13 protein-coding genes are annotated in these 19,323 nt (G+C 64.2%); 6 read left to right on the plus strand and 7 right to left on the minus strand.

All coding sequences use genetic code 11. The features are described 5' to 3' along the window. Positions 1-208: 208 nt before the first annotated feature. On the plus strand, positions 209-3,241 hold the full coding sequence (locus ACXAJV_RS07180; protein WP_475083626.1) for a TonB-dependent receptor: 3,033 nt from the start codon (positions 209-211) through the stop codon (positions 3,239-3,241). A 98-nt stretch (positions 3,242-3,339) separates the two neighbouring features. On the opposite strand, the gene ACXAJV_RS07185 is transcribed toward ACXAJV_RS07180, so the two are convergent. Next, positions 3,340-3,747, minus strand: a complete 408-nt coding sequence (locus ACXAJV_RS07185; protein WP_475083628.1) for a hypothetical protein — start codon at positions 3,745-3,747, stop codon at positions 3,340-3,342. Positions 3,748-3,984: 237 nt separating this feature from the next. On the opposite strand from ACXAJV_RS07185, the gene ACXAJV_RS07190 reads away from it, so the two are divergent. After that, on the plus strand, positions 3,985-5,808 hold the full coding sequence (locus ACXAJV_RS07190; protein WP_475083630.1) for an ATP-binding protein: 1,824 nt from the start codon (positions 3,985-3,987) through the stop codon (positions 5,806-5,808). Here the strand turns inward: ACXAJV_RS07190 and ACXAJV_RS07195 are convergent. Genes ACXAJV_RS07195 through ACXAJV_RS07215 form a run of 5 tightly spaced genes read right to left on the minus strand, consistent with a single transcriptional unit; the run spans position 5,805 to position 13,331 of the window. Next, positions 5,805-7,355 carry an acetolactate synthase large subunit gene (locus ACXAJV_RS07195; RefSeq protein WP_475083632.1) on the minus strand — a complete coding sequence of 517 codons (1,551 nt, stop codon included), beginning with the start codon at positions 7,353-7,355 and terminating at the stop codon, positions 5,805-5,807. The two genes, ACXAJV_RS07190 and ACXAJV_RS07195, sit on opposite strands and share 4 nt — an antisense overlap. Before the next feature lie 43 nt (positions 7,356-7,398). Beyond that, the gene (locus tag ACXAJV_RS07200) at positions 7,399-8,544 is read right to left on the minus strand and encodes an alpha-hydroxy acid oxidase (protein WP_475083634.1); all 1,146 of its coding nucleotides are present in this window, start codon (positions 8,542-8,544) and stop codon (positions 7,399-7,401) included. Between the two features lie 46 nt (positions 8,545-8,590). Beyond that, positions 8,591-11,689: an efflux RND transporter permease subunit gene (locus ACXAJV_RS07205; protein ID WP_475083636.1), complete on the minus strand. Its 3,099-nt coding sequence runs from the start codon at positions 11,687-11,689 to the stop codon at positions 8,591-8,593. Further along, complete coding sequence (locus ACXAJV_RS07210) at positions 11,686-12,765, minus strand: efflux RND transporter periplasmic adaptor subunit (RefSeq protein ID WP_475083639.1); 1,080 nt, start codon at positions 12,763-12,765, stop codon at positions 11,686-11,688. The genes ACXAJV_RS07205 and ACXAJV_RS07210 overlap by 4 nt, the downstream gene beginning before the upstream one ends. Further along, a complete protein-coding gene (locus ACXAJV_RS07215; RefSeq protein ID WP_475083642.1) occupies positions 12,762-13,331 on the minus strand; it encodes a TetR/AcrR family transcriptional regulator in 570 nt (189 codons plus the stop codon). Before ACXAJV_RS07215 ends, ACXAJV_RS07210 begins: the two co-directional genes overlap by 4 nt. Positions 13,332-13,554: 223 nt before the next feature. Between ACXAJV_RS07215 and ACXAJV_RS07220 the strand changes: the two genes are divergently transcribed. The 4 genes from ACXAJV_RS07220 (at position 13,555) to ACXAJV_RS07235 (ending at position 16,916) form a co-directional block, all read left to right on the plus strand. Continuing rightward, entirely contained in the window at positions 13,555-14,469 is a 915-nt protein-coding gene (locus tag ACXAJV_RS07220) for a S1/P1 nuclease (protein ID WP_475083644.1), read from the plus strand. An 86-nt stretch (positions 14,470-14,555) separates the two neighbouring features. After that, entirely contained in the window at positions 14,556-15,635 is a 1,080-nt protein-coding gene (locus ACXAJV_RS07225) for an SDH family Clp fold serine proteinase (RefSeq protein ID WP_475083646.1), read from the plus strand. An 82-nt stretch (positions 15,636-15,717) separates the two neighbouring features. Further along, a complete protein-coding gene (locus tag ACXAJV_RS07230; RefSeq protein ID WP_475083648.1) occupies positions 15,718-16,191 on the plus strand; it encodes a GAF domain-containing protein in 474 nt (157 codons plus the stop codon). Continuing rightward, the gene (locus ACXAJV_RS07235) at positions 16,188-16,916 is read left to right on the plus strand and encodes a M48 family metallopeptidase (RefSeq protein WP_475083651.1); all 729 of its coding nucleotides are present in this window, start codon (positions 16,188-16,190) and stop codon (positions 16,914-16,916) included. The genes ACXAJV_RS07230 and ACXAJV_RS07235 overlap by 4 nt, the downstream gene beginning before the upstream one ends. 27 nt (positions 16,917-16,943) lie before the next feature. On the opposite strand, the gene ACXAJV_RS07240 is transcribed toward ACXAJV_RS07235, so the two are convergent. Next, entirely contained in the window at positions 16,944-19,205 is a 2,262-nt protein-coding gene (locus ACXAJV_RS07240; protein ID WP_475083653.1) for a S9 family peptidase, read from the minus strand. Positions 19,206-19,323: the final 118 nt, after the last annotated feature.

Genomic DNA, 19,323 nt, shown 5'->3' on the forward strand with positions numbered 1-19,323 from the left:
GAGAATATTTGACCGGGCGAACCTTACGGATGCCATTCGTCGCGCTTTTCATTCGTTCATCGCAAACACGGAGCCGTGATCGACGGGATCGTATTTGCGGTCGCATCTGCCGCTGCGGGGGGCGGGGACCACGCGATATGCGTCATATCTCCCGCCCGGGCCACGACGCCCGAAAACCGAACCGGCGGGGCATGAAGAGGGGATAATAATGAAGAGTTTCAAGCGAGCCTGTCTGGGCTCTACCGCCTATGCGCTGGCCGTCGTGATGGGGGCAGCGGTCGCTGTTCCCACCGTTGCGACTGTCGCGAGCGCTCAGGACTACACAAGTGGCGGGGTCGTCGGCACGGTGGTCGACGCGAATGGCAATCCGGTATCCGGCGCCAGCGTGACGCTGCGTTCGCAGGCCCAGGGGTTCAGCCGAAACCTGTCGACTGATGCCAATGGTTCCTTCCGCGCCACCCTGCTGCCGCAGGGCAGCTATGATGTGTCCATCAGTGCGCCGGGTTTTGCCGATATGGCGGATACGGTTGTGATCCGGGTCGGCGGTCTGTCGAACTATACGTTTAATGCCGTCGAAGCGAGCCAGACCGAGACCATCGTGGTGACGGGCACGGCCGTGCAACAGTTGCAGTTCCAGCAGACCACGTCGGGTCTGAATGTGGATGTGGAAGACCTGGTCGCAACGCTGCCGGTCGGCCGCAACATTGAATCCATCATCCAGTTCGCTCCGACTGTTGTGGCGAGTGACAATGACTTCCGCAGTGTCGGTGGTGGCGGCGCCGGTGCGACGGCAGTCGGTGGTGCTTCGGCGGCTGAAAACGCATTCTACGTCAACGGCCTGAACATCACCAATTTCGACACCTATCTGGGTGGTGCGACGGTGCCGTTCGACTTCTACCAGACGGTTGAAGTGAAGAATGGCGGCTATCCGGCCGAGTTCGGCCGCGCGACGGGTGGTGTTATCAACGCGGTGACCAAGTCGGGCACGAATGAGTTCGAGTTCGGCATCCACGGCAACTGGTCGCCGGACGCCCTGCGCTCCGACAGCCCGGACACGTACCTGTCCCGCAACTCGCTGGACGAGAACGAGGCGATGGACCTGATCCTGGAAGCCGGTGGACCGATCATTCCGGATCGCCTGTTCTTCTACGGCCTCTACCAGTTGCGCGACACGAGCAACTCGAATGCATCAATTGCCAACGGGACTTTCGATGTCGTCGAATCCGACGATCCGTTCTTCGGCCTGAAGCTGGACGGGTATCTGACCGATAACCATCACTTCGAACTCACCTATTTTGACACGACGCGGGAGACGACGATGAACTCCTACGCGTTCGACGGTGTCGACACGGTGGGAACGGATGTCATCGGCACCACGGTCTATGAGAATGGCGGTCCGAGCTATGTTGCCAAATACACCGGCAACCTCACCGACAATTTCACCATCTCGGCTGCCTATGGCGTCAGCGAAGACCGTCACTCCGAACTCGCATCGAACCCGGATGCGCCCTACGTCGTCGACCAGCGTTCCGGCACCGCTGTGCGTGTCGGCCCGCAAACGTCGGGCAATAACGACTTCAACGAGACCCGGCGGGAATTCTACCGGATCGACGGTGACGTCTTCTTCGACTTCATGGGGTCTCACCACCTGCGCATCGGCTATGAGAACGAGCGCCTGTCCATGGAGCACGAGCTTGCCCGCACGGGCGGCGCCGACTGGCGTGCCTACACCGTGTCTGCGAGCACGACCAGTATCTACGGTTTGCCGGAGGGCTCCGAAATCATCCGCTCGACCGTCGGCCGGTTCGGTGGGTCGGTTGAAGGTGAGAACCAGGCCTTCTACATTCAGGATTCCTGGGATGTATCCGATCGCCTGAACCTGCAGATCGGTGTGCGCAACGACCACTTCCTGCTCGAGAACCTGATCGGTGAAGTGCCGGTTGATCTCGACAACAACTGGGGCGCGCGGGTCGGCTTCAACTACGACGTCTTCGGCGACAGCGGAACGCGTCTCTACGGCTCCTATGGCCGCTACTACATCCCGCCGGCGCTCAATATGAGCTTCCGCGGGGCCGACCTGTTCGTACGTGAGTATTTCGAGCTCCTGTCGCTCAACACCACGACGGGTGAATTCGTCCTCGGCGATGTCCGCACCACGGGCAATTCCGGTGTGGCGGCTCTTGGCGTCAGCGCGTGTCCTGACGGGGCGATGTCTCCGGCTGGTACAGAGGCTTGTATCGTCTACGGGAACGGCTCCCAGGAGCCGGCAATCTCGAAGACCTCGCGTGATCTGCGTGCGACCTATGAGGACGAGTTCTCGATCGGTATCGATCACGACCTCAATGATGACTGGACGATCGGTGCCCGCGCCACCTGGCGTACCCTGGGCAATGTGTCCGAGGACGTCGCCATCGACGATGCCATTGTCCGCTACTGCCAGGACAACGGTATCGCTGGATGTGAGAATATCTGGTTCGGCGACTACCAGTACGTCATCATGAATCCGGGCGAGGCGATCGACGTCTACACCCGCGATCCGCTGCCGGGTCAGTCCGAACGCACGATCATCCATCTCACCGAAGAGCAGCTCAACCTGCCGACGGCGGAACGCGACTATGCCGCACTCGAGCTGAGCTTCGAGCGGGCGTTTGACGGTGTGTGGGGGCTGCGCGGCTCCTATGTCTGGTCGACATCCTACGGCAATTACGAGGGCACGGTTCTGTCCGACAATGGCCAGGACGATGCCGGTTCGACGATCCTGTACGATCACCCGGGTCTGACCGACAACGCCTATGGCTATCTGCCGAACCACCGCCGTCACCAGTTCAAGGTCTGGGGCAGCTACCAGCTCCTCGACGACCTGCTGGTCGGTGGTAATCTGTCGGTGACCTCGCCGCGCCTGTACGGGTGCCGCGGTGTCCACCCGACCGAAGCCTCCTCGGCCGCCTACGGCGCTTCGTCCTGGTACTGCCAGGGTGTTGCCTCCCGCCGGGGCTCGGAGTTCGAAAGCGACTGGGAAACCCGGCTGGATCTGTCGGCACGCTATGCCGTGCCGATGGGTGACAACCGGGGTGATCTCGTCCTGCGTGCGGACGTTTTCAACGTGCTCGGCCTGGAAGCTGGTGTCGACTACAACGAGAACGGCGATACCGCGGCGGGTACGCCGGATCCGAACTATGGCGCTGTGCGCTACTATCAGTCGCCGCGGTCTGTCCGGATCGGTTTCGACTGGACCTTCTAGGGGGTCTTGGGGGACCTGACGGGAAAGGCGGGCTCTTCGGAGTCCGCCTTTTTCATGCGCGGCGATGGCACTGCCGCCATTCCGGGAGCGTAAACCGTCTAGACTGCCGAGACCGCTTTCGGATCATGGCGGCAGCCATCCCTGCCGGACAGCCATTCGCGCGCGGCGCCCTTGCTGGAAAAAAGTTCGGCGGTTCCACCTTCACTGCGGATATTGCTCGCCGTGCGTTCCATCAGTTCGTGCTGGTTCGCCAGGCAGACCAGGGCGGTCCGGTAGCCGGCGAGCGCGCGAGCCGTCGCGCGTGCGCGCATCTCCAGCTCGGTTGGGTCGAGTATGTATGCCGCCAGGCGTACATCGCAGAGAACTTTGGTGACGGGCCTGCGCGATGTCAGCGCCTGGAAGGCGGCAATCACCGGCGGACGGGTTTCATGGAACTGCTCGCCGGATGCATAGACTTCCATTGTGTCGCCGAGCGGGCGGAGTTCGAAACCGTCCTCGGTATACATCCAGCCTCCAATGCCCTGGTTCGTGCCCCCGGGAGCAGGTCGAATACCTGATCCTTGTCCGGCAACGTCAGCGGAGAACCTTGCCGGGGCGTTAAGCTGGTCTTCATAGGATATGAACCTTCCGGCGCCCCGGCGGCTTGTATCGAGACCGGGTGTGTCCGCAGGGCGACCCAGCGCCGGGTTGTATGACTCTTGTTAACGCCAGCCGCGCTAGTACGGCGCAAGGGAGGCGCTTGCATGTCTTGGCAATGGATAGACAGGCTGGTCGGAGCCGATCCGCGCCTGGATCTGGAACATGCGGTGCGTTGCCGCGTGGCCGCCGCCTTCACGGTCATTTTCTGTCTGATGGGGCTGGTCAACGCGGCCATGCTGGTCATGGTCGTCGACGGCCGTCCGGGCATGGCTCAGCTGGCTGCCGGCACCGCCTTCCTGGCCGCGATCGTGGGGGGTGTCGGGCTGCGGCTGCGCCGGCCGAACCTGACGATCGCCATGATGCTGGGACTGTGCGCGCTGGCGCTCGGCGCTGCCGCCTTTGCCAATCGTGGATCCTTTCCGCCAGCTTCGCTTTACCTGCCCGGGATTGTCCTTGGCGCCTACATCGCTTGGGGGCGCAAGGCGATTTATGTCGCCGCGCTGCCGGTAGCTGCCTATTTCGGTTATGTCCTGTGGGAGGCGGATCGCAATAACGGCAGCCTGCTCGCCTTCAGCCCGGCAGAAATGCTGCACATCCTTGTTGCCGCCTCGGCTTTCTCCTGCGGCTGGATCGTCCTGTTCGGAAGCAGTTTCCGGTCGGCGGCCCATGATGCGCAGCACGCGCTGGAAGAATATAATGCCAAGCTGGAAGCCGCGCTGGCGACGACGCGGGAGGCGAACCGGGCCAAGTCGGAATTCATCGCGAACATGAGTCATGAGGTGCGCACACCGCTCAATGGCGTGCTCGGCATGACCAGTGTCATGCTGCAGGATGCGCACCTGTCCGCCGAACAGAAGCATTCGCTGAAGCTCATCGATGCGTCGGGCAAATCGCTGCTGGAACTGCTCAATGATGTGCTGGACCTGTCCAAGATCGAAGCCGGCGGGATGGATCTGGAAGAAGGCGATTTTGATCTTGTTGCGCTGATCCGCAGCACGGTCGAACATTGGCGTCTGCAAGCGGGGGCAAAAGGCGTCGATGTGGTATTCAGCCGGGATGGTGTCGGTGAGCGTTTCGACGTTTGCGGCGATGCGGTGCGGGTCCGCCAAGTCGTCAATAATCTGCTCTCGAACGCTGTGAAGTTCACGCATCGCGGCGGTATCACCGTCGTGCTGTCGCGTCCGGACAGCGAGAACGGGGCGGTAATCCCGGTGCGGATCAGTGTACGCGATACCGGTGTCGGCATTCCGCGGGACAAGCACGATCTCATCTTCGAGGCCTTCACCCAGGTCGACGCCTCGACGACGCGGCAGTATGGCGGTACCGGGCTGGGGCTGGCGATCTGCCGCCGGCTGGTACGCCAGATGGGCGGCGATATCGGTGTGTCGAGCGATCCGGGGCGCGGCGCCACCTTCACCGTCGACCTGCCTTTCTCTGCCGGCAGCCAGCCTGTGCCCAAGGCGGTCTCGGCACCGGCCGAACCGATCTATCTCGACAAGCCTGTCCGCATTCTCGTGGTCGATGACGTGGTGACCAACCAGCTGGTGTTGCGCGCCATGGTGCAGCAGGTCGTCAGCGGCGACGGGCTGGTCGTCGAATGCGCGTCCAGCGGCCGGGAAGCCGTCAACAAGGCAACCTCCCAGACTTACGACATCGTGCTGATGGATATCCAGATGCCTGAAATGGATGGCGTCAGCGCCATGCGCTGCATCCGCGAGACGCGCAAGTCCGGCCGGGCGAGCATCGTCGCGGTCACGGCGCTGGCATCCGAAGACCATCGCCGCGAGTTCGAGGCTGGCGGCTTCGCCGCCTATCTGCCCAAACCGGTTGAACTGGGCATATTGCGCTCGGTTCTGGCCCGCCTGCTTGCTGCAGCGGAAGAAGACGAGGCGGCGGACAAGCCGGGCGCAGCCGCCCCCAATCGCTAGATCTCCGCCACGATCAACTGCGGCCCGCCTTCGGCAAGCGCCGCTTGCAGGGCGTTGTCGAACTCGCCTGCGGTCGCAGCCCGCCGGGCCGGAACGCCGAAGCCTTCCGCCAGTTTGACCCAGTCCATTTTCGGATTGTCGAGCGACAGCATCTGCTGTGCTGCCGGTCCCGGTTCGCCGGCACCGACCCGGGCCAGCTCGACATTCAGCACGAGGTAGGAGTGATTGGCGAAAACGACATTGACGATGTTCTGCTTCTCACGCGCCTGGGTCCACAGCGCCTGCAGCGTATAGGCTGCCGCACCGTCGCCGCACAGGGCGAACACCTGGCGGTCCGGACAGGCCATCGCCGCACCGACCGCCTGCGGCATGCCCGAGCCGATGGCGCCGCCGGTCAGGCACAGCCAGTCATGCCGGGGGCCGTGCTCGATCCACGGGAAAACGCCCATGCCCGACGTCGTCGCATCGTCGCAGATCACCGAGTCTTCGGGCATGTGGCGCAGGAGGGAAATTCCGACATAGCCCGGATTGAGCGGCTCGTCCGGGAAGAGTTTGGGCGCCTGGGAGAGTTTTGACGGCTTCGGGTCAGGCGCATCGGGAAACTGCGCGGCAAGGCTCACCAATGCACCCTGAATGTCACTGGAAGCGTTGCCCAATGTTACGGTTATGGCACCCGGAGGCGTCAGTTCTCCCGGATGGTCGGGATAGGCGAAGAAAGCGACCGGGGGTTTGGAGCCGGCGATCACGAGAAGGTCGGTGCCGGCCAGTTCCTCAAGAGCCTGTTCCCCGAAATAGGCCAGCCGCTTCGGGGATACCCGGCCGTGCCCACGGGCAATACGGGGCACGAATGTGTCCATGAAGAGTTTTGCGCCGGTGGCTTCGGCGATCCGGCCTGCGGCTTCCAGTCCGGCGTCCAGACAGGCATCATTGCCCAGCAGGATGACTGGCGCCTTTGCGGCTTTCAGGGCATCCGCGACTTCGGTGACGGTATCCGCAGGCACTGGCGTCGCTGCGGGCGGCTCGACCGCTGGCAGTACATCGGGTTCTGCATCCGACCAGGAGCAGTCGGCCGGAAGGATCAGACTGGCGACCCCGCGTGACGGACCATAGGCCTGACGCACGGCTTCAACAGCCATGGCTGACACTCCGGACGGCTCATTTACCGTGCCGACCCAGCGCGACATGGGGCGGCAGACGCCTTCGACGTCGCTGGTCAGCGGGGCGTCGAGTTCCAGGTGATGGCGGGCATGGTCGCCGACAATATTGACCACAGGCGCATGGCCACGTTGGGCGTTGTGCAGATTGGCGAGACCATTTCCGGCGCCGGGCCCGAGATGCAGCAGCGTGCAGGCGGGCTTTCCGGCCATGCGGGCATAACCGTCGGCCGCGCCGGTCGCCACGCCCTCGAAGAGACACAGCACCGATCGCATCCCCTCGATCCGGTCTAGCGCCGCGACCATGTGCATTTCCGAGGTGCCGGGATTGGTGAAACATACCTCCACACCCTGATTGATCAGGGTGCGCACCAGGCTTTCCGCTGCAAACATCGAGACATCCTCCAACCGTGTATCGTCTTGTTTTTTGATCGTTTTAGCGCGGCTTGCGCACAAAATCCGGGGTCAGCGCGTCCAGCCTCGTCACGCCGGTCAGCGCCATGTCGCGCCGCAGGGCACTGGTCAGAATGTCCAGAGCGCGGGTGACACCGGCTTCGCCGGCGGCGCCGAGACCGTAGAGATAGGGCCGCCCGACTGCGACGGCGCGTGCGCCGAGGGCCAGGGCCTTGATAATGTCGGTGCCGCGGCGGATCCCGCCATCCAGGATCACCTCGGCCTCATCGCCCACCGCAGCAACGATATCGGCGAGCGTGTCGATGGTCGCCGGTGCCGTATCCAGCTGGCGGCCGCCGTGATTGGATATCCACACGGCGTCCGCGCCGGCATCGACGCAACGTCTTGCATCATCCGCCCGGCAGATGCCCTTGATCGCGAACGGCCCGCCCCAGGCTTCCTTCATCCAGGCCGCGTCCTTCCAGGTCACGGAGCGGTCGAACTGGGTGTCGAGGAATTCAGCAATCCCCATGTCGCGCGTTTCCAGATCGACCCAGTTGGCCGTGGAGATTTTCGAGGTGGTCGCGATGTCCCACAGATAGCCCGGCCGGGCGAGGACCTGGCTGATGGTCTTGGCATTGATCTCCGGCGGCACGGAAAAGGCGTTGACCAGGTCGCGCTCGCGATTGCCGGCGACGGGCACGTCGACGGTGAGGATCAGGCCGGTGAAGCCGGCGGCCCGGGCACGCTCCAGCGCCTGTTCGACCAGGGCGCGGTCCTTCCAGACATAGACCTGGAACCATTTCGGCCCGTCATTGAAGCGGGCGATGTCCTCGATCGTGGTCGAGGCGAGGGTGGAGAGGCAGTGGATGAGTCCGGCCTTCTTGGCCGCCCGGGCCACGGCGGCCTCGCCCTCGCGCGGATGGAAGAGGCGCTGAACGGCGGTCGGCGTGACGATGATCGGCGCTGAGGCCGCATCGCCCATCACCGTCGTCGACGTGTCGATCTCGGAGATGTCGACCAGCGACTTGAACAAAAGCTCGTAGTCGGAAAAGCGGCGATTATTGCTGCCCAGCGTGATCTCGTCGTCGGCACCGCCGTCGATATAGTCGAACACCATGCGGGGCAGACGGCGCCGCGCCTCTCGGCGCAGCGCTGCGATATTATGGGCATTTTCGATCCGGCTCATGGGGCAGGAGGGTTGTCCTGCCCGCACCGGATCGTCAAGCGGACTGTTAGTCGCGCTCGCCCCGGCGGATGCCGAAGAAGAGGGCGTAGAGCACCGGCACTGCGATCATGGTCAGGATCGAGGCAAAGGTCAGTCCGCCGATAATCGTCACCGCCATACCCTGGAAGAAGGCGTCCGCGAGTAGCGGTGTCATGCCCAGAATAGTCGTGGCGGCGGCCAGCAGCACCGGCCTCAGGCGGCTGACAGAACCGTCGCGCACGGCTTCGAACCGGTCGGCCCCGGCCGTAATCCGCATGTCGATCTCGTCGACCAGCACGATGGCGTTCTTGATCAGCATGCCGGACAGGGACAGCAGGCCCAGCAGGGCGGTGAAGGAGAAGGCGACATTGGTCGCCAGCAGGCCGATTACCACCCCGTTCACCGCCATCGGCACCACAGCCCAGATGATTAGCGGCTGGCGCACCTTGGCGAAGAGCAGGAAGGAGATGGTGAGCATGGCAATGAAGGTCAGCGGCAATTGGCTGCCGAGCGAGGCATTGGCCTCCATCGCGCTTTCATACTCACCGCCCCATTGCAGCGTGTAGCCTTCGGGCAGCTCGACCGATTCCACGATCTCGCTGAAGCGCACAAAGCCTTCCGCCGCGGTCTCGTGCGGCTGTGGATTGGCGCGCACGGAAATCACCCGGGTCCGGTCGCGGCGCTGGATCAGCACGTCCTCGAAATCCACCTCGAAGCGCGAGACGATCTGGGCGAGCGGGACATAGGCGTTCTGCTGCGAACTCCAGACCAGACGGTCGGAGAGATAATTATTGCCGTCGCGCTCGCTCTGCGGTGCGCGCGCGATGATCGGGATCAGCTCCTCGCCTTCACGATAGACGCCGACCTGCGACCCCTCGGTGGCGAACAGCATGGCATTGGCGATGTTCTCGCGGGTGATGCCGATCGTGCGGGCGCGCTCCTCGATGATCACCGGGGTGATGACCGGTGCCCGGCTGCGCCAGTCCGTACGCAGATCGATGACATTGCCGCGCTGGTGCAGCGCCTCGACCATCTCGTCGGCAATCGCGCGCAGCGTATCGGCATCGGGACCGAGAATGCGCGCCTCCAGCTTGGCGCCGGACGGCGGACCGAAAACGATCCGGTCGATCCTCGCCTCGACCTGCGGCTGGGTATCGCGGACATGCTGCAGGATACGGTCGGCCAGGGCCGGGATCTCGTCGCGATGTTCGGTGCGCACGATCACCTGGCCGTAGGCGGTGTTGGGCTGTTCGGAATTATAGGTCAGCATGAAACGCGTCGCGCCGGAGCCGACGAAAGTGTCGAAGGCGACGGTCTCGGGCTGTTCGGCGATAAAGGCGCCGATCTCGCGCATCGTCGCGGCGGTGGCGAGGATGTCGGTGCCCTCCGGTTCCTCGACATTCACGTAGAACATCGGCGTGTTGGAATCCGGGAAGAAGGAATTCTTCACCTGTCCGAAACCGGCATAGCAAACGAACGTGATGGCGATCAGCCCGCCCAGTACCAGCCAGCGCCGGGACAGGGCCGGCTCCAGAATGCCGCGATAGAAGGCATACATGCGGCCGGCGTAGAGGGCTGCATCATCCTCCGGCGCGTCACCGCGCTCCAGCGCCTTCTGGCGTTGGGCGTGGAAGAGGTGGAAACCGATCATCGGCACGACGGTGACGGCGATCACCCAGCTCAGCAGCAGCGAAATCGCGATCACGGCGAAGAGCGAGAACAGGAATTCACCGGTGGCGTCCGGCGACAGGCCGATGCCGGCAAAGGCGAGAATACCGATCACCGTGGCGCCCAGCAGCGGCCACTGGGTCGACTGGACGGCGTCCTCGGCCGCATCGAGCCGCGGCTTGCCGCGCATCACGCCGGTCAGCATGCCTTCGGCCACGACGATAGCATTGTCGACCAGCATGCCCATGGCGATGATCAGGGCGCCCAGCGAGATGCGCTCCATCTCGATAGCGAACATGTTCATGAAGAAGATCGTGCCGGCGACGGTCAGGAAAAGGGCGGATCCGACGGTCAGGCCGGCCCGCCAGCCCATGAAGATGCACAACACGCCGACCACGATCGCAATCGACAGGCCGAGGCTGAGCAGGAAGGAATTGGTCGCGTCGTCCACCACGACGTGCTGCTGGTAGATCGGGTGCAGTTCGACCCCGACCGGCAAACGCGGTTCGATTTCCCGCAGCCGGTCTTCCACGGCTTGGCCGACATCGACGATATTGGCGGTCGACAGCCCCGCCACGCCCAGGGTGAAGGCGCGGACATTGTTGTGATAGATCAACTGGTCGGGCCGGTCCTCGCTGGCCCGGTGGACCTCGGCGATATCGGACAGGCGGATGGTCTCCGAGCCATTGCCCGGCGTGATCAGCAGGTTGGAAATGGTATCCACCCCGCCGAGGGTTTGCGGAATGGTGATGCGCACATAGCGCTCGTCGAGCGGCGTTGCGCCGGCCGAAACGACGGCATTCTGGCGGTTCAGTTCGCTCAGCAGGCTCTCATAGGACAGACCCAGCTGGGACAGGGTCTCCTGCGGGATCTCGATGAAAATGCGCTCTTCCGGCTCGCCCTCCACGGCGACCTTGGCGACATCCTGGACGGTCAGCAGCTCACGCCGCAGCATGCGGGCGATGTCGCGGATCCGGCTGTCGGAATAGCCCTCGGCCGTGATGGCGTAGAAGATGCCGTAAGTGTCGCCGAAATCGTCGTAGACGATGGGCGTGCCGGCGCCAGGGGGCAGGCCCGGCGTGGCATCGCGGATGCGGGCGCGCAGATCTGTCCAGACGGCGGGCATGTCCGGCCCGTCGATCGTGTCATGCACCTCGACATGGATTTCCGCAATGCCTGGCGAGGATTCCGAGCGGATCTCCTTGACCTCTTCCATCTGCTGGAGGGCGATCTCGAGATGCTCGGTGACTTCAAGCTCCACCTCTTCGGCGGTCGCGCCCGGATAGGGTGCGAAGATGATCGCTTCCTTGATGGTGAAGGACGGGTCTTCCAGCCGGCCGACATTCATGAAGCCGAACAGGCCGCCCAGCACGCAGAACAGGATGACCAGCCAGGTCAGGACCGGTTTCTGGATGGAGAGGCGGGCGAGGGAGAGGGCGGTCTGGGAGGACGTGCTCATTGGGCGGTTCCGAAGCGCGGCTGGGTCTCGTCGAGCGGGCGCACGCGCATGCCCTCATGCAGGGCGGAGACGCCGGCGGTGACAATGCGTTCACCGGCCTCGATGCCGGCGGTGATAATGACGCGATCACCGCGCAGCCCGTCGGTTTCCACGACGCGCGGGGCGACCGTGCCGGCTTCCGTGTCATAGACCCACACCGTGTTGCTGCCATCGGGGCGTTCAGAAACAGCGGCCAGCGGCACCGACACATCGGTGGAGACCGGGCCATTGTACTCGAACTCCGCCCAGACGGTGGCGGTCATGCCGGGCAGGATATTGGCCGGGATATCGGCAGGCAGGGCTGCAATGGCACGATAGGTGTTGGAGGCATCTTCGGGTTCGCTCACCAGCTCGCGCGGTGTGAGATCGTAGGTCTGGCCGGGCAGGAAGGAGAAGGCCGCCTCCAGCTTGATCAGATTGTTCTGGTCGAAGGTGGCGACCATGTCCTCGGAAACCGGGATGGAGACCCGCAGCTCGCCGACGTCCTGGATGCGCACGATCGGCTGGCCCGGCGAGACGATGGTGAAGTTGTCGACCAGGCGGCGGCTGATGAGCCCGTCGAAGGGCGCGCTCAGCGTCGCGTATTGCAGGTTCTGCTGGGCGTTTTCCAGCGCGACCAGGCGCAGATCATACTGGGTCTGGGCGCTGTCCAGCGCCGCCTGGGAGGCGATGCCGCGCTCATGCAGGGTGCGTTGGCGCTCCAGATCGGTCCGGGCCTGCTGGAGCTGGACCCGTGCCTCGCGCAGCGCCCGTTCGAAGTCTTCCAGGTCGAGCCGGGCCACGAGGGCGCCTTCTTCAATGCGCTGGCCCTCATTGATCGGCAGGTCGGCCAGCTGGCCGCCCACCTGGAAGGCCATGTCGACGCTCAACCGCGCTTCCACGCGGCCGACGAATTCGTGACGGGTTTCCGGCGCCATGCCGCGAACCTCGCCGAGCTGCACGAAACGCGGCGGGGCTTCCGCGGTCGGCGCTTCGGCCGAACACGCCGCAAGGGCTGCCAGGGCGGCAAGCGCCGGGAGAAGGGTGAGGCGGGTCATGAGTACATCTCCCGGGTCATCTCGACGAGGCGAGCGTTCACGGTTTCGAGCTGGATATGCTGAACGTGGCTGAGGCCCAGCATCATGCTGAGCTTGAGCCCGTCCAGGGCGAGAAAGATGATCTGGCCGAGCACCGGGTCCGGGGCCTTGGCCGACAGACGCTGGAATTCGCCGGCCAGGATCTTGCCGGCGGCATCGAGCAATTGCGGTTGTTCGGCAGCAGCGGCGAGAATGGCATTGCCGATCGGTTCGGCGGCCGTGGTGCGGGTGAGCAGGGCTTCGATGACCCGCGGCAGCGGCGGGTCGCCTGCGGCTTCGGCTTCAGCCTCGGCGCGGTGGATATCGTCGCGCACGCCGGTGACCATGCGGGTCACCATGGCTTCGAGCAGGGCGATCTTGTTGGGGTAGTGATAGAGCACGCCGCCCTTGGAGATGCTCGCCTCCGCAGCAACGGCGTCGATCGTCATTGCCCGCGCACCGTCGCGCGAGACGACGGTTTCCGCAGCATCGAGAATGAGATCCTTGGTGGTGGGCTTTTCGGACATGGGGGCCTGGTCTGATTTCATGTTGCGCTGCACATAAACCGTCCAGACGGTACAGTCAATACCGTCCAGACGGTACAGTTTTGCAATGCTTGCATGAAAATTTGGAAGGCTTCGCGCGTTTCCGCCCGCTTCGGTAGTGCCAGGCCCTCCATGCCCGTTGAGGCCAGTAGAGCCTGGCCCTGGCCTCCCATAGAGAGCGCGCAACGGGCGGTGACGGGCTGCCCCTAGGGCAAGGGCGAGTTTCATGAAGAACTGGATCTGTCTGGCCGCGTCTGCGGTCCTGGCGGCAGCTGGCCTGTCGGCTGGTCTGTCGGCACCGGCGCTAGCCTATGGCCGCGACGGGCACCGCATCGTCTGCGACCTGGCCTACCGGCATCTCACCGAGGCCGCGCGGAACGAAGTGGACCGGCTGATCGCGCTCGACCCCCAGTTCGACCACTTCCGCGATGCGTGTTCCTGGGCTGATGAAGTGCGGGGCACGACGCACCGCCACACGGCGCCCTGGCACTATGTGAACCAGACCCGGGACGATTCACACATCGACCCGGAAGACTGTGCCGAGGACGGCTGCCTCACCCGGGCCATCGACCTTCATGCCGGTATTTTCGCCGACCACGCCCGCAGCGATGCAGAGCGGCTGGAAGCGCTGAAATTCCTGGCGCATTGGGTGGGCGATGTGCACCAGCCCCTGCATGTCTCGATCGAGGGTGATCGCGGCGGCAATGATATCCCTGTGCTGTGGCGCGGCGAGCGTTTCACCAATCTGCACCGCGTCTGGGACAGCGAAATCCTGCTCGACCATATGAGCGAGGAATGGCCCTGGGCTCCGGAAGCCGGGCGCTGGCAGTATCTGGCCGATGCACTCGAGGCGGAAATCCCGCTTGGCGGCGTGGACGTCTATGCGCAGCTCGATTCCATCGGCTGGGCGCAGGAGAGCCATGACATCGTCCGCTCGCGCGAATTTGCCTACTACTGGGCGCGGGCCGACCAGACGATCGAGCCAGGTGAGGCCTACTATCAGCGCTCGTTGCGCATGAGCCGCGACCGGCTGAAACAGGCCGGTGTGCGTCTGGCGGGTCTTTTGAACCAGCTGGCAGGCGAGCGCGAGATCGCGGCCGGCGGTGGTGGCGCTTCAACCCTGTCCGGCGCGCTCGACTAGCTGCGCGGAAACCGACCGGTTCAGCTTGTCGGCCTCGTTAGGGTTTGGTTAATATCTCCGGGACGTTTCGCATCCGTGGGTGATGCGTGTCCTTGGGGGGTGCCGTGGTGGAAGGCATCGACAATACCGTCCTGATTGGGGCGGCGATTGCGCTCGCCGTGATCGCCTGCCTGATCTATATCTATGCCCACCATATGGCCCGGCAACGTGCGAGCTCCGACGAGCGTCAGATCGTCAAGCTTCGCCGCAAGCGCTTCGCCGACTATGAGGATGCACGCCGGGAATACGAAAAGCTTCGCAAGAAGATCGAGACCGGCAATACCGTCCTGATCGACCTGATCCACGATCTTGGCGACGATTTCGTCGGTCGCGACAGTGCCCAGCAACAGATCGCCTTCGACGAGGCGCTGCAGGCGGTCGCGGCGATCCGTCAGGCGAATGCGCGGGCGAAGATCGTGGTCGTTCTGCACACGCTGGGCGGTTATGCCCGCCCGGCCCACATGATCGCCCAAGCCTTGCGCCAGCATCTGGAGAAGATCAAGGGCCACCATAATCCCAAACGCGAGCCTCGGGTCATCGCCCATATTCCCTATATCGCCATGTCGGGCGGCACGATGATCGCGCTGGCGGCCGACAAGGTATGCATGAACAAGACCGCCTCGCTCGGCCCGATCGACACGATTTATGGCGGCTTCCCCACCGATGCTTATAACGCCCTGATCGAGCAGAAGGGCGTTCTGGCGACCCAGGACGTGCTGGTGATGCTGGCGCACGAAGCTCGCAAATACGACCAGTATGCGGTCAAGGTGGCGCGCGAGATTGTCAATCCGGTCCATCGCAAACCCGGCAAGCCCGAGCATTATCTGGCCGACTACCTGTCGTCCGGCGAACTGTCGCACAGCCAGGCAATTTCGGCGAAGGAGGCGCGCGAGCTGGGCATGAATGTCGAGTCCAAGGTCGAGGAAATGATCAACGGTCTGGTCGATGCCCGTATCCGCATGATCAATACGCGCCTGGAATACGAAACCGGCCAGCACGACGATCCCCGCGGAGATCGCCGCGATGGTGGCGGACAGGGCAGCGCCGGCGGCGATGGCGGCGACGTCGCTGAGCAGGTCATCGATCGCGCCATCCGGCACTCCCTGCGCGGGTTTGTGCGGCTCTAGCGGCTGAGGGCTGCAGCGCGGGCTTGAACCCGACGGGCGCACACCCAATCTGTGCCCGGCCCGCCAGAAGGAAATACCGACCATGTCCGCGAAGTCCGAAACCTATGCCGATGTCCGCAAGCAGATCGCCTCGGTGATCGCCGGCGAGACCAGCCTGACCGCCCGCTATGCTACGGCGTCCTGCCTGTTGCGCGAGGCTTTCGGTGAGCGCTTCTTCTGGACCGGTTTCTACCTTGTCGATCCGGACAAGCCGGCCGAACTGGTTGTCGGTCCCTATCAGGGCACGCTCGGTTGCTTGCGCATCCCCTTCGGCAAGGGTGTGTGCGGTGCGGCCGCGGCGACGGGCGAAACCCAGCTGGTCGAGGATGTCCACGCCTTCCCCGGACATATCGCCTGCGACAGCCGGTCGAACTCCGAGATCGTGGTGCCTGTGCGTGATGCCAGTGGTGCGCTCGTCGCGGTCCTCGATGTCGACTCGACCGAGTTCGGGGCCTTCGACACCGAGGACCGGGCGGGGCTTGAAGCCATTTGCGGCGATCTCCTGACGGTGGCATGACGCCGGCGACCCGCTCCATCCGGCTGGACGGTCGGGACATCGCCTACCTGCTGCGCCGGTCGGACCGGCGCACGATCGGATTTTCCATCGGCCATGACGGTCTGAAAGTCACGGCCCCGCGCCGTGTGAGCGAGCGGGATGTCGAGCGCGCACTGGCGTCCAAGTCCGGCTGGATCCTGGCCAAGCTGGATGCCTGGTCGGCGCGGCCAGCGCCGCGCACGCTGGACTTGGCGGATGGTGCGGTCCTGCCCTGGCTGGGTGGCGAGATCAGCCTGCGGCTGGACCCGACCGGTGTGCGCACAAGTGTTCGCCGCGATGGCGACGGGCTGGTCCTGCGCCACGATCCGGACCTGTCCGGCGAGCTGCGCGTGCGCACCCTGACGGCCGCGCTGCAGCGTTTCTATATCCGGCAAGGCCAAGCCCTGATGACGCCGCGTGTCGAGACCTATGCCGCGCAGCTGGGGCGGCCTGTCCGCAAGGTCATCGTGCGGGACCAGAAACGGCGCTGGGGTTCCTGCGCCGCCGATGGCACGATCCGGCTCAACTGGCGGCTGATGGGGTTTCCGGAGCCGCTGATCGATTATGTCTGTGCCCATGAAGCGGCGCACCTCATCGAGCACAATCATTCGCCCGCCTACTGGCGGGTGGTAGCGGGTCTGATGCCGGACTGGAAAGCGCGCCGCGACCGCATGCGCGCCGATGCCGACCGCTGGGTGGCCTTCTGACGATCAGCAACCGTTCCGGCGCAAGGCTTATTCCCCGTCTTTCAGCTTGCGGTCGAAATAGTCGAAGATCGTATGCCAGAGATGAACCTGCCGGGCCTCGCCGCGCACGCCGTGGCGCTGGCCGGGATAGGTCATCATCTCGAACGGATAGCGCCGTTCCTGCATTTCCGAATAGAGCCGCACGGAGTTGGCGAAGATGACGTTGTCGTCCGCCATGCCGTGGATCAGCAGCAGAGGCGTTTCGTAATTGTCCAGGTGCGCAAAGACCGAGGAGGACTGATAGCCCTCGAAGTTCGCGTCCGGGTGATCCATATAGCGCTCGGTATAGGCGGTGTCATACAGCGCCCAGTCGGTGACGGGCGCGCCCGAAACACCGGCCGCGAAGGCGCCGGGTGCCTGCAGCGTGGTCATCAGCGTCATGTAGCCGCCATAGGACCAGCCCCAGATGCCGACCCGGTCTGAATCCACGAAGTCCAGGCTTTTCAGATAGTCCAGACCGACGAGCTGGTCCTCCACTTCGACCGACCCCATGCGGCGCTGGATATGGCTTTCGAACGCCCGACCGCGGTTCCAGGCGCCGCGATTGTCGATGGTGAAATAGACGTAGCCGCGCTGGGCAAAGAGCTGGGGACGCACGCCCTGCCAGCCGCGATGCACCTGCTGGGAATGCGGGCCGCCATAAAGATACTGAACGGCGGGATATTGCCGGTTCGGGTCGAAATCGGCCGGCAGGTAGAGCTGGTAGTGCAGCGTGGTGCCGTCGGCCGCGGTCAGCGTGCCGAACTGCGGTACGATGTGGCCGGCCGCATAGTCAAAATAGGGATGGCCTTCGGTGACGGCGTTTTCCTCGATCCAGCGAATCCGTTCGCCGTCCGCCGCATAAAGCGCGGTTTGGGCCGGTGTGTCGTTGTCGTCATAAGTGCCGATGAAAGTGGCTGCATCGCTGGCGAAAGTGGCCGACCAGCGGCCTTCATCCTGCGTGATCTGTACCGGATCGGCCGAGCCGTCCAGCGGCACCGAATAGACATGGCGTTCCAGCGGCGTCTCGGTCCAGCCGGTGAAATAGACCAGGCCGTTTTCGGTATCGACGGCATCGACCTCGTTGACCAGCCAGTCGCCGGCCGTGACCTGGGCGATCAGCGAACCGTCGGCGGCGCGGTGCTGGATATGGCGGTAGCCGCCCGGCGTGTCCTCGCTGGTCCAGATCACGCTGCCATCGGCCAGGGCGCGGAAATCATTCGTCAGATTGATCCACACATCGGTGGTTTCGACCAGCCAGTCGCTCGCCTCGCCGGTCGCCGGATCGGCGGCCAGGATGGTGAGTTCGTTCTGCATCCGGTTGAGCACCTGGATGTAGGCCGTGCGGCTGTCGGACGCCCAGTTCACACGGGCCAGATAGATGTCGTCGGTCCCGGCCAGCTCGACCTGGCGGCGTTCACCGCTCTCGCGATCGAGGATGAAGAGCTCGACGATCGCATTGTCGGTGCCGGCGCGCGGATAGCGCTGGTCGACCACGGCGGCCGAGCCGTCGGTGGCGATTTCCATGCGTTCGATATTGTCGACCGGGCTTTCATCGACCCGGGCGATGGCGAGATAACGCTCGTCCGGCGACCACCAGTAGCCGGTGCGCCGGTCCAGTTCTTCCTGGGCGACGAATTCCGCCATGCCCCAGGAGATCAGCCCGCTGCCTTCCGTGGTCAGTGCGGTCTCTTCGCCGGTCTCCAGGTCGATGAGGTAGAGATTTTGCTCGCGCACGAAGGAGACGAAATTGCCCTGTGGGGAGATGCGGGCATCGGTCTCGTATTGCGGTGTCTCCATCAGGCGCCGGGCTTCGCCGCTCCCGACATCGACGCGGAAGACGTCGCCATCGAGCGGCACGAGGATGGCCTCGCCCTGACTGTCCCAGTCATAGGAGACGATGCCGCTTTCGGAGATGCGGGCGCGTTCGCGCAATTGCCGGGCGGCTTCGGAAAGCTCCTGCTCTTCCGGTGCCAGCACGCGGGCATCGACCAGGCGATAGGGCTCGCCGCCATCGATATCCATGGCCCAGAGGTCGAGCACGGAGGCGTCCTCCTCCTTGGCGCGCAGGAAGGTGACGCGGCTGCCGTCCGGCGAGAAGGTCAGCGAACGCGGCCGGGCGCCGGCGAGGTCTGGACTGGCAAAGGCGCGTTCGATGGAGAGGGCAGGCTCGGCTGCCGGAGGCGCCTCCGGCGTCGAGGCTGCATCGTCCTGCGCCGGCTGGCACGCGGCCAGAAGGATGGATGTGGCGGCTATCAACCGGTATTTCATGAACGCTCTCCCCATGGGTCCGGCGGCACACTAACCGTGCTCTGCCGGGTTGGGGAGTGGGCGAATACCGTTGACCTCAGGGATGGGCGTGTTTCTCTGGGGCGAGCAGATACAAGCG

Source organism: Maricaulis sp. ABE4_448 (assembly GCF_056160825.1).

Coding starts and splice junctions, on each gene's coding strand:
- ACXAJV_RS07230 (WP_475083648.1), top strand. CDS start 15,718: ATGTCCGCGAAGTCCGAAACCTATGCCGATGTCCGCAAGCAGATCGCC.
- ACXAJV_RS07200 (WP_475083634.1), bottom strand. CDS start 8,544: ATGAGCCGGATCGAAAATGCCCATAATATCGCAGCGCTGCGCCGAGAG.
- ACXAJV_RS07180 (WP_475083626.1), top strand. CDS start 209: ATGAAGAGTTTCAAGCGAGCCTGTCTGGGCTCTACCGCCTATGCGCTG.
- ACXAJV_RS07240 (WP_475083653.1), bottom strand. CDS start 19,205: ATGAAATACCGGTTGATAGCCGCCACATCCATCCTTCTGGCCGCGTGC.
- ACXAJV_RS07205 (WP_475083636.1), bottom strand. CDS start 11,689: ATGAGCACGTCCTCCCAGACCGCCCTCTCCCTCGCCCGCCTCTCCATC.
- ACXAJV_RS07185 (WP_475083628.1), bottom strand. CDS start 3,747: ATGTATACCGAGGACGGTTTCGAACTCCGCCCGCTCGGCGACACAATG.
- ACXAJV_RS07220 (WP_475083644.1), top strand. CDS start 13,555: ATGAAGAACTGGATCTGTCTGGCCGCGTCTGCGGTCCTGGCGGCAGCT.
- ACXAJV_RS07195 (WP_475083632.1), bottom strand. CDS start 7,355: ATGTTTGCAGCGGAAAGCCTGGTGCGCACCCTGATCAATCAGGGTGTG.
- ACXAJV_RS07190 (WP_475083630.1), top strand. CDS start 3,985: ATGTCTTGGCAATGGATAGACAGGCTGGTCGGAGCCGATCCGCGCCTG.
- ACXAJV_RS07215 (WP_475083642.1), bottom strand. CDS start 13,331: ATGAAATCAGACCAGGCCCCCATGTCCGAAAAGCCCACCACCAAGGAT.
- ACXAJV_RS07210 (WP_475083639.1), bottom strand. CDS start 12,765: ATGACCCGCCTCACCCTTCTCCCGGCGCTTGCCGCCCTGGCAGCCCTT.
- ACXAJV_RS07235 (WP_475083651.1), top strand. CDS start 16,188: ATGACGCCGGCGACCCGCTCCATCCGGCTGGACGGTCGGGACATCGCC.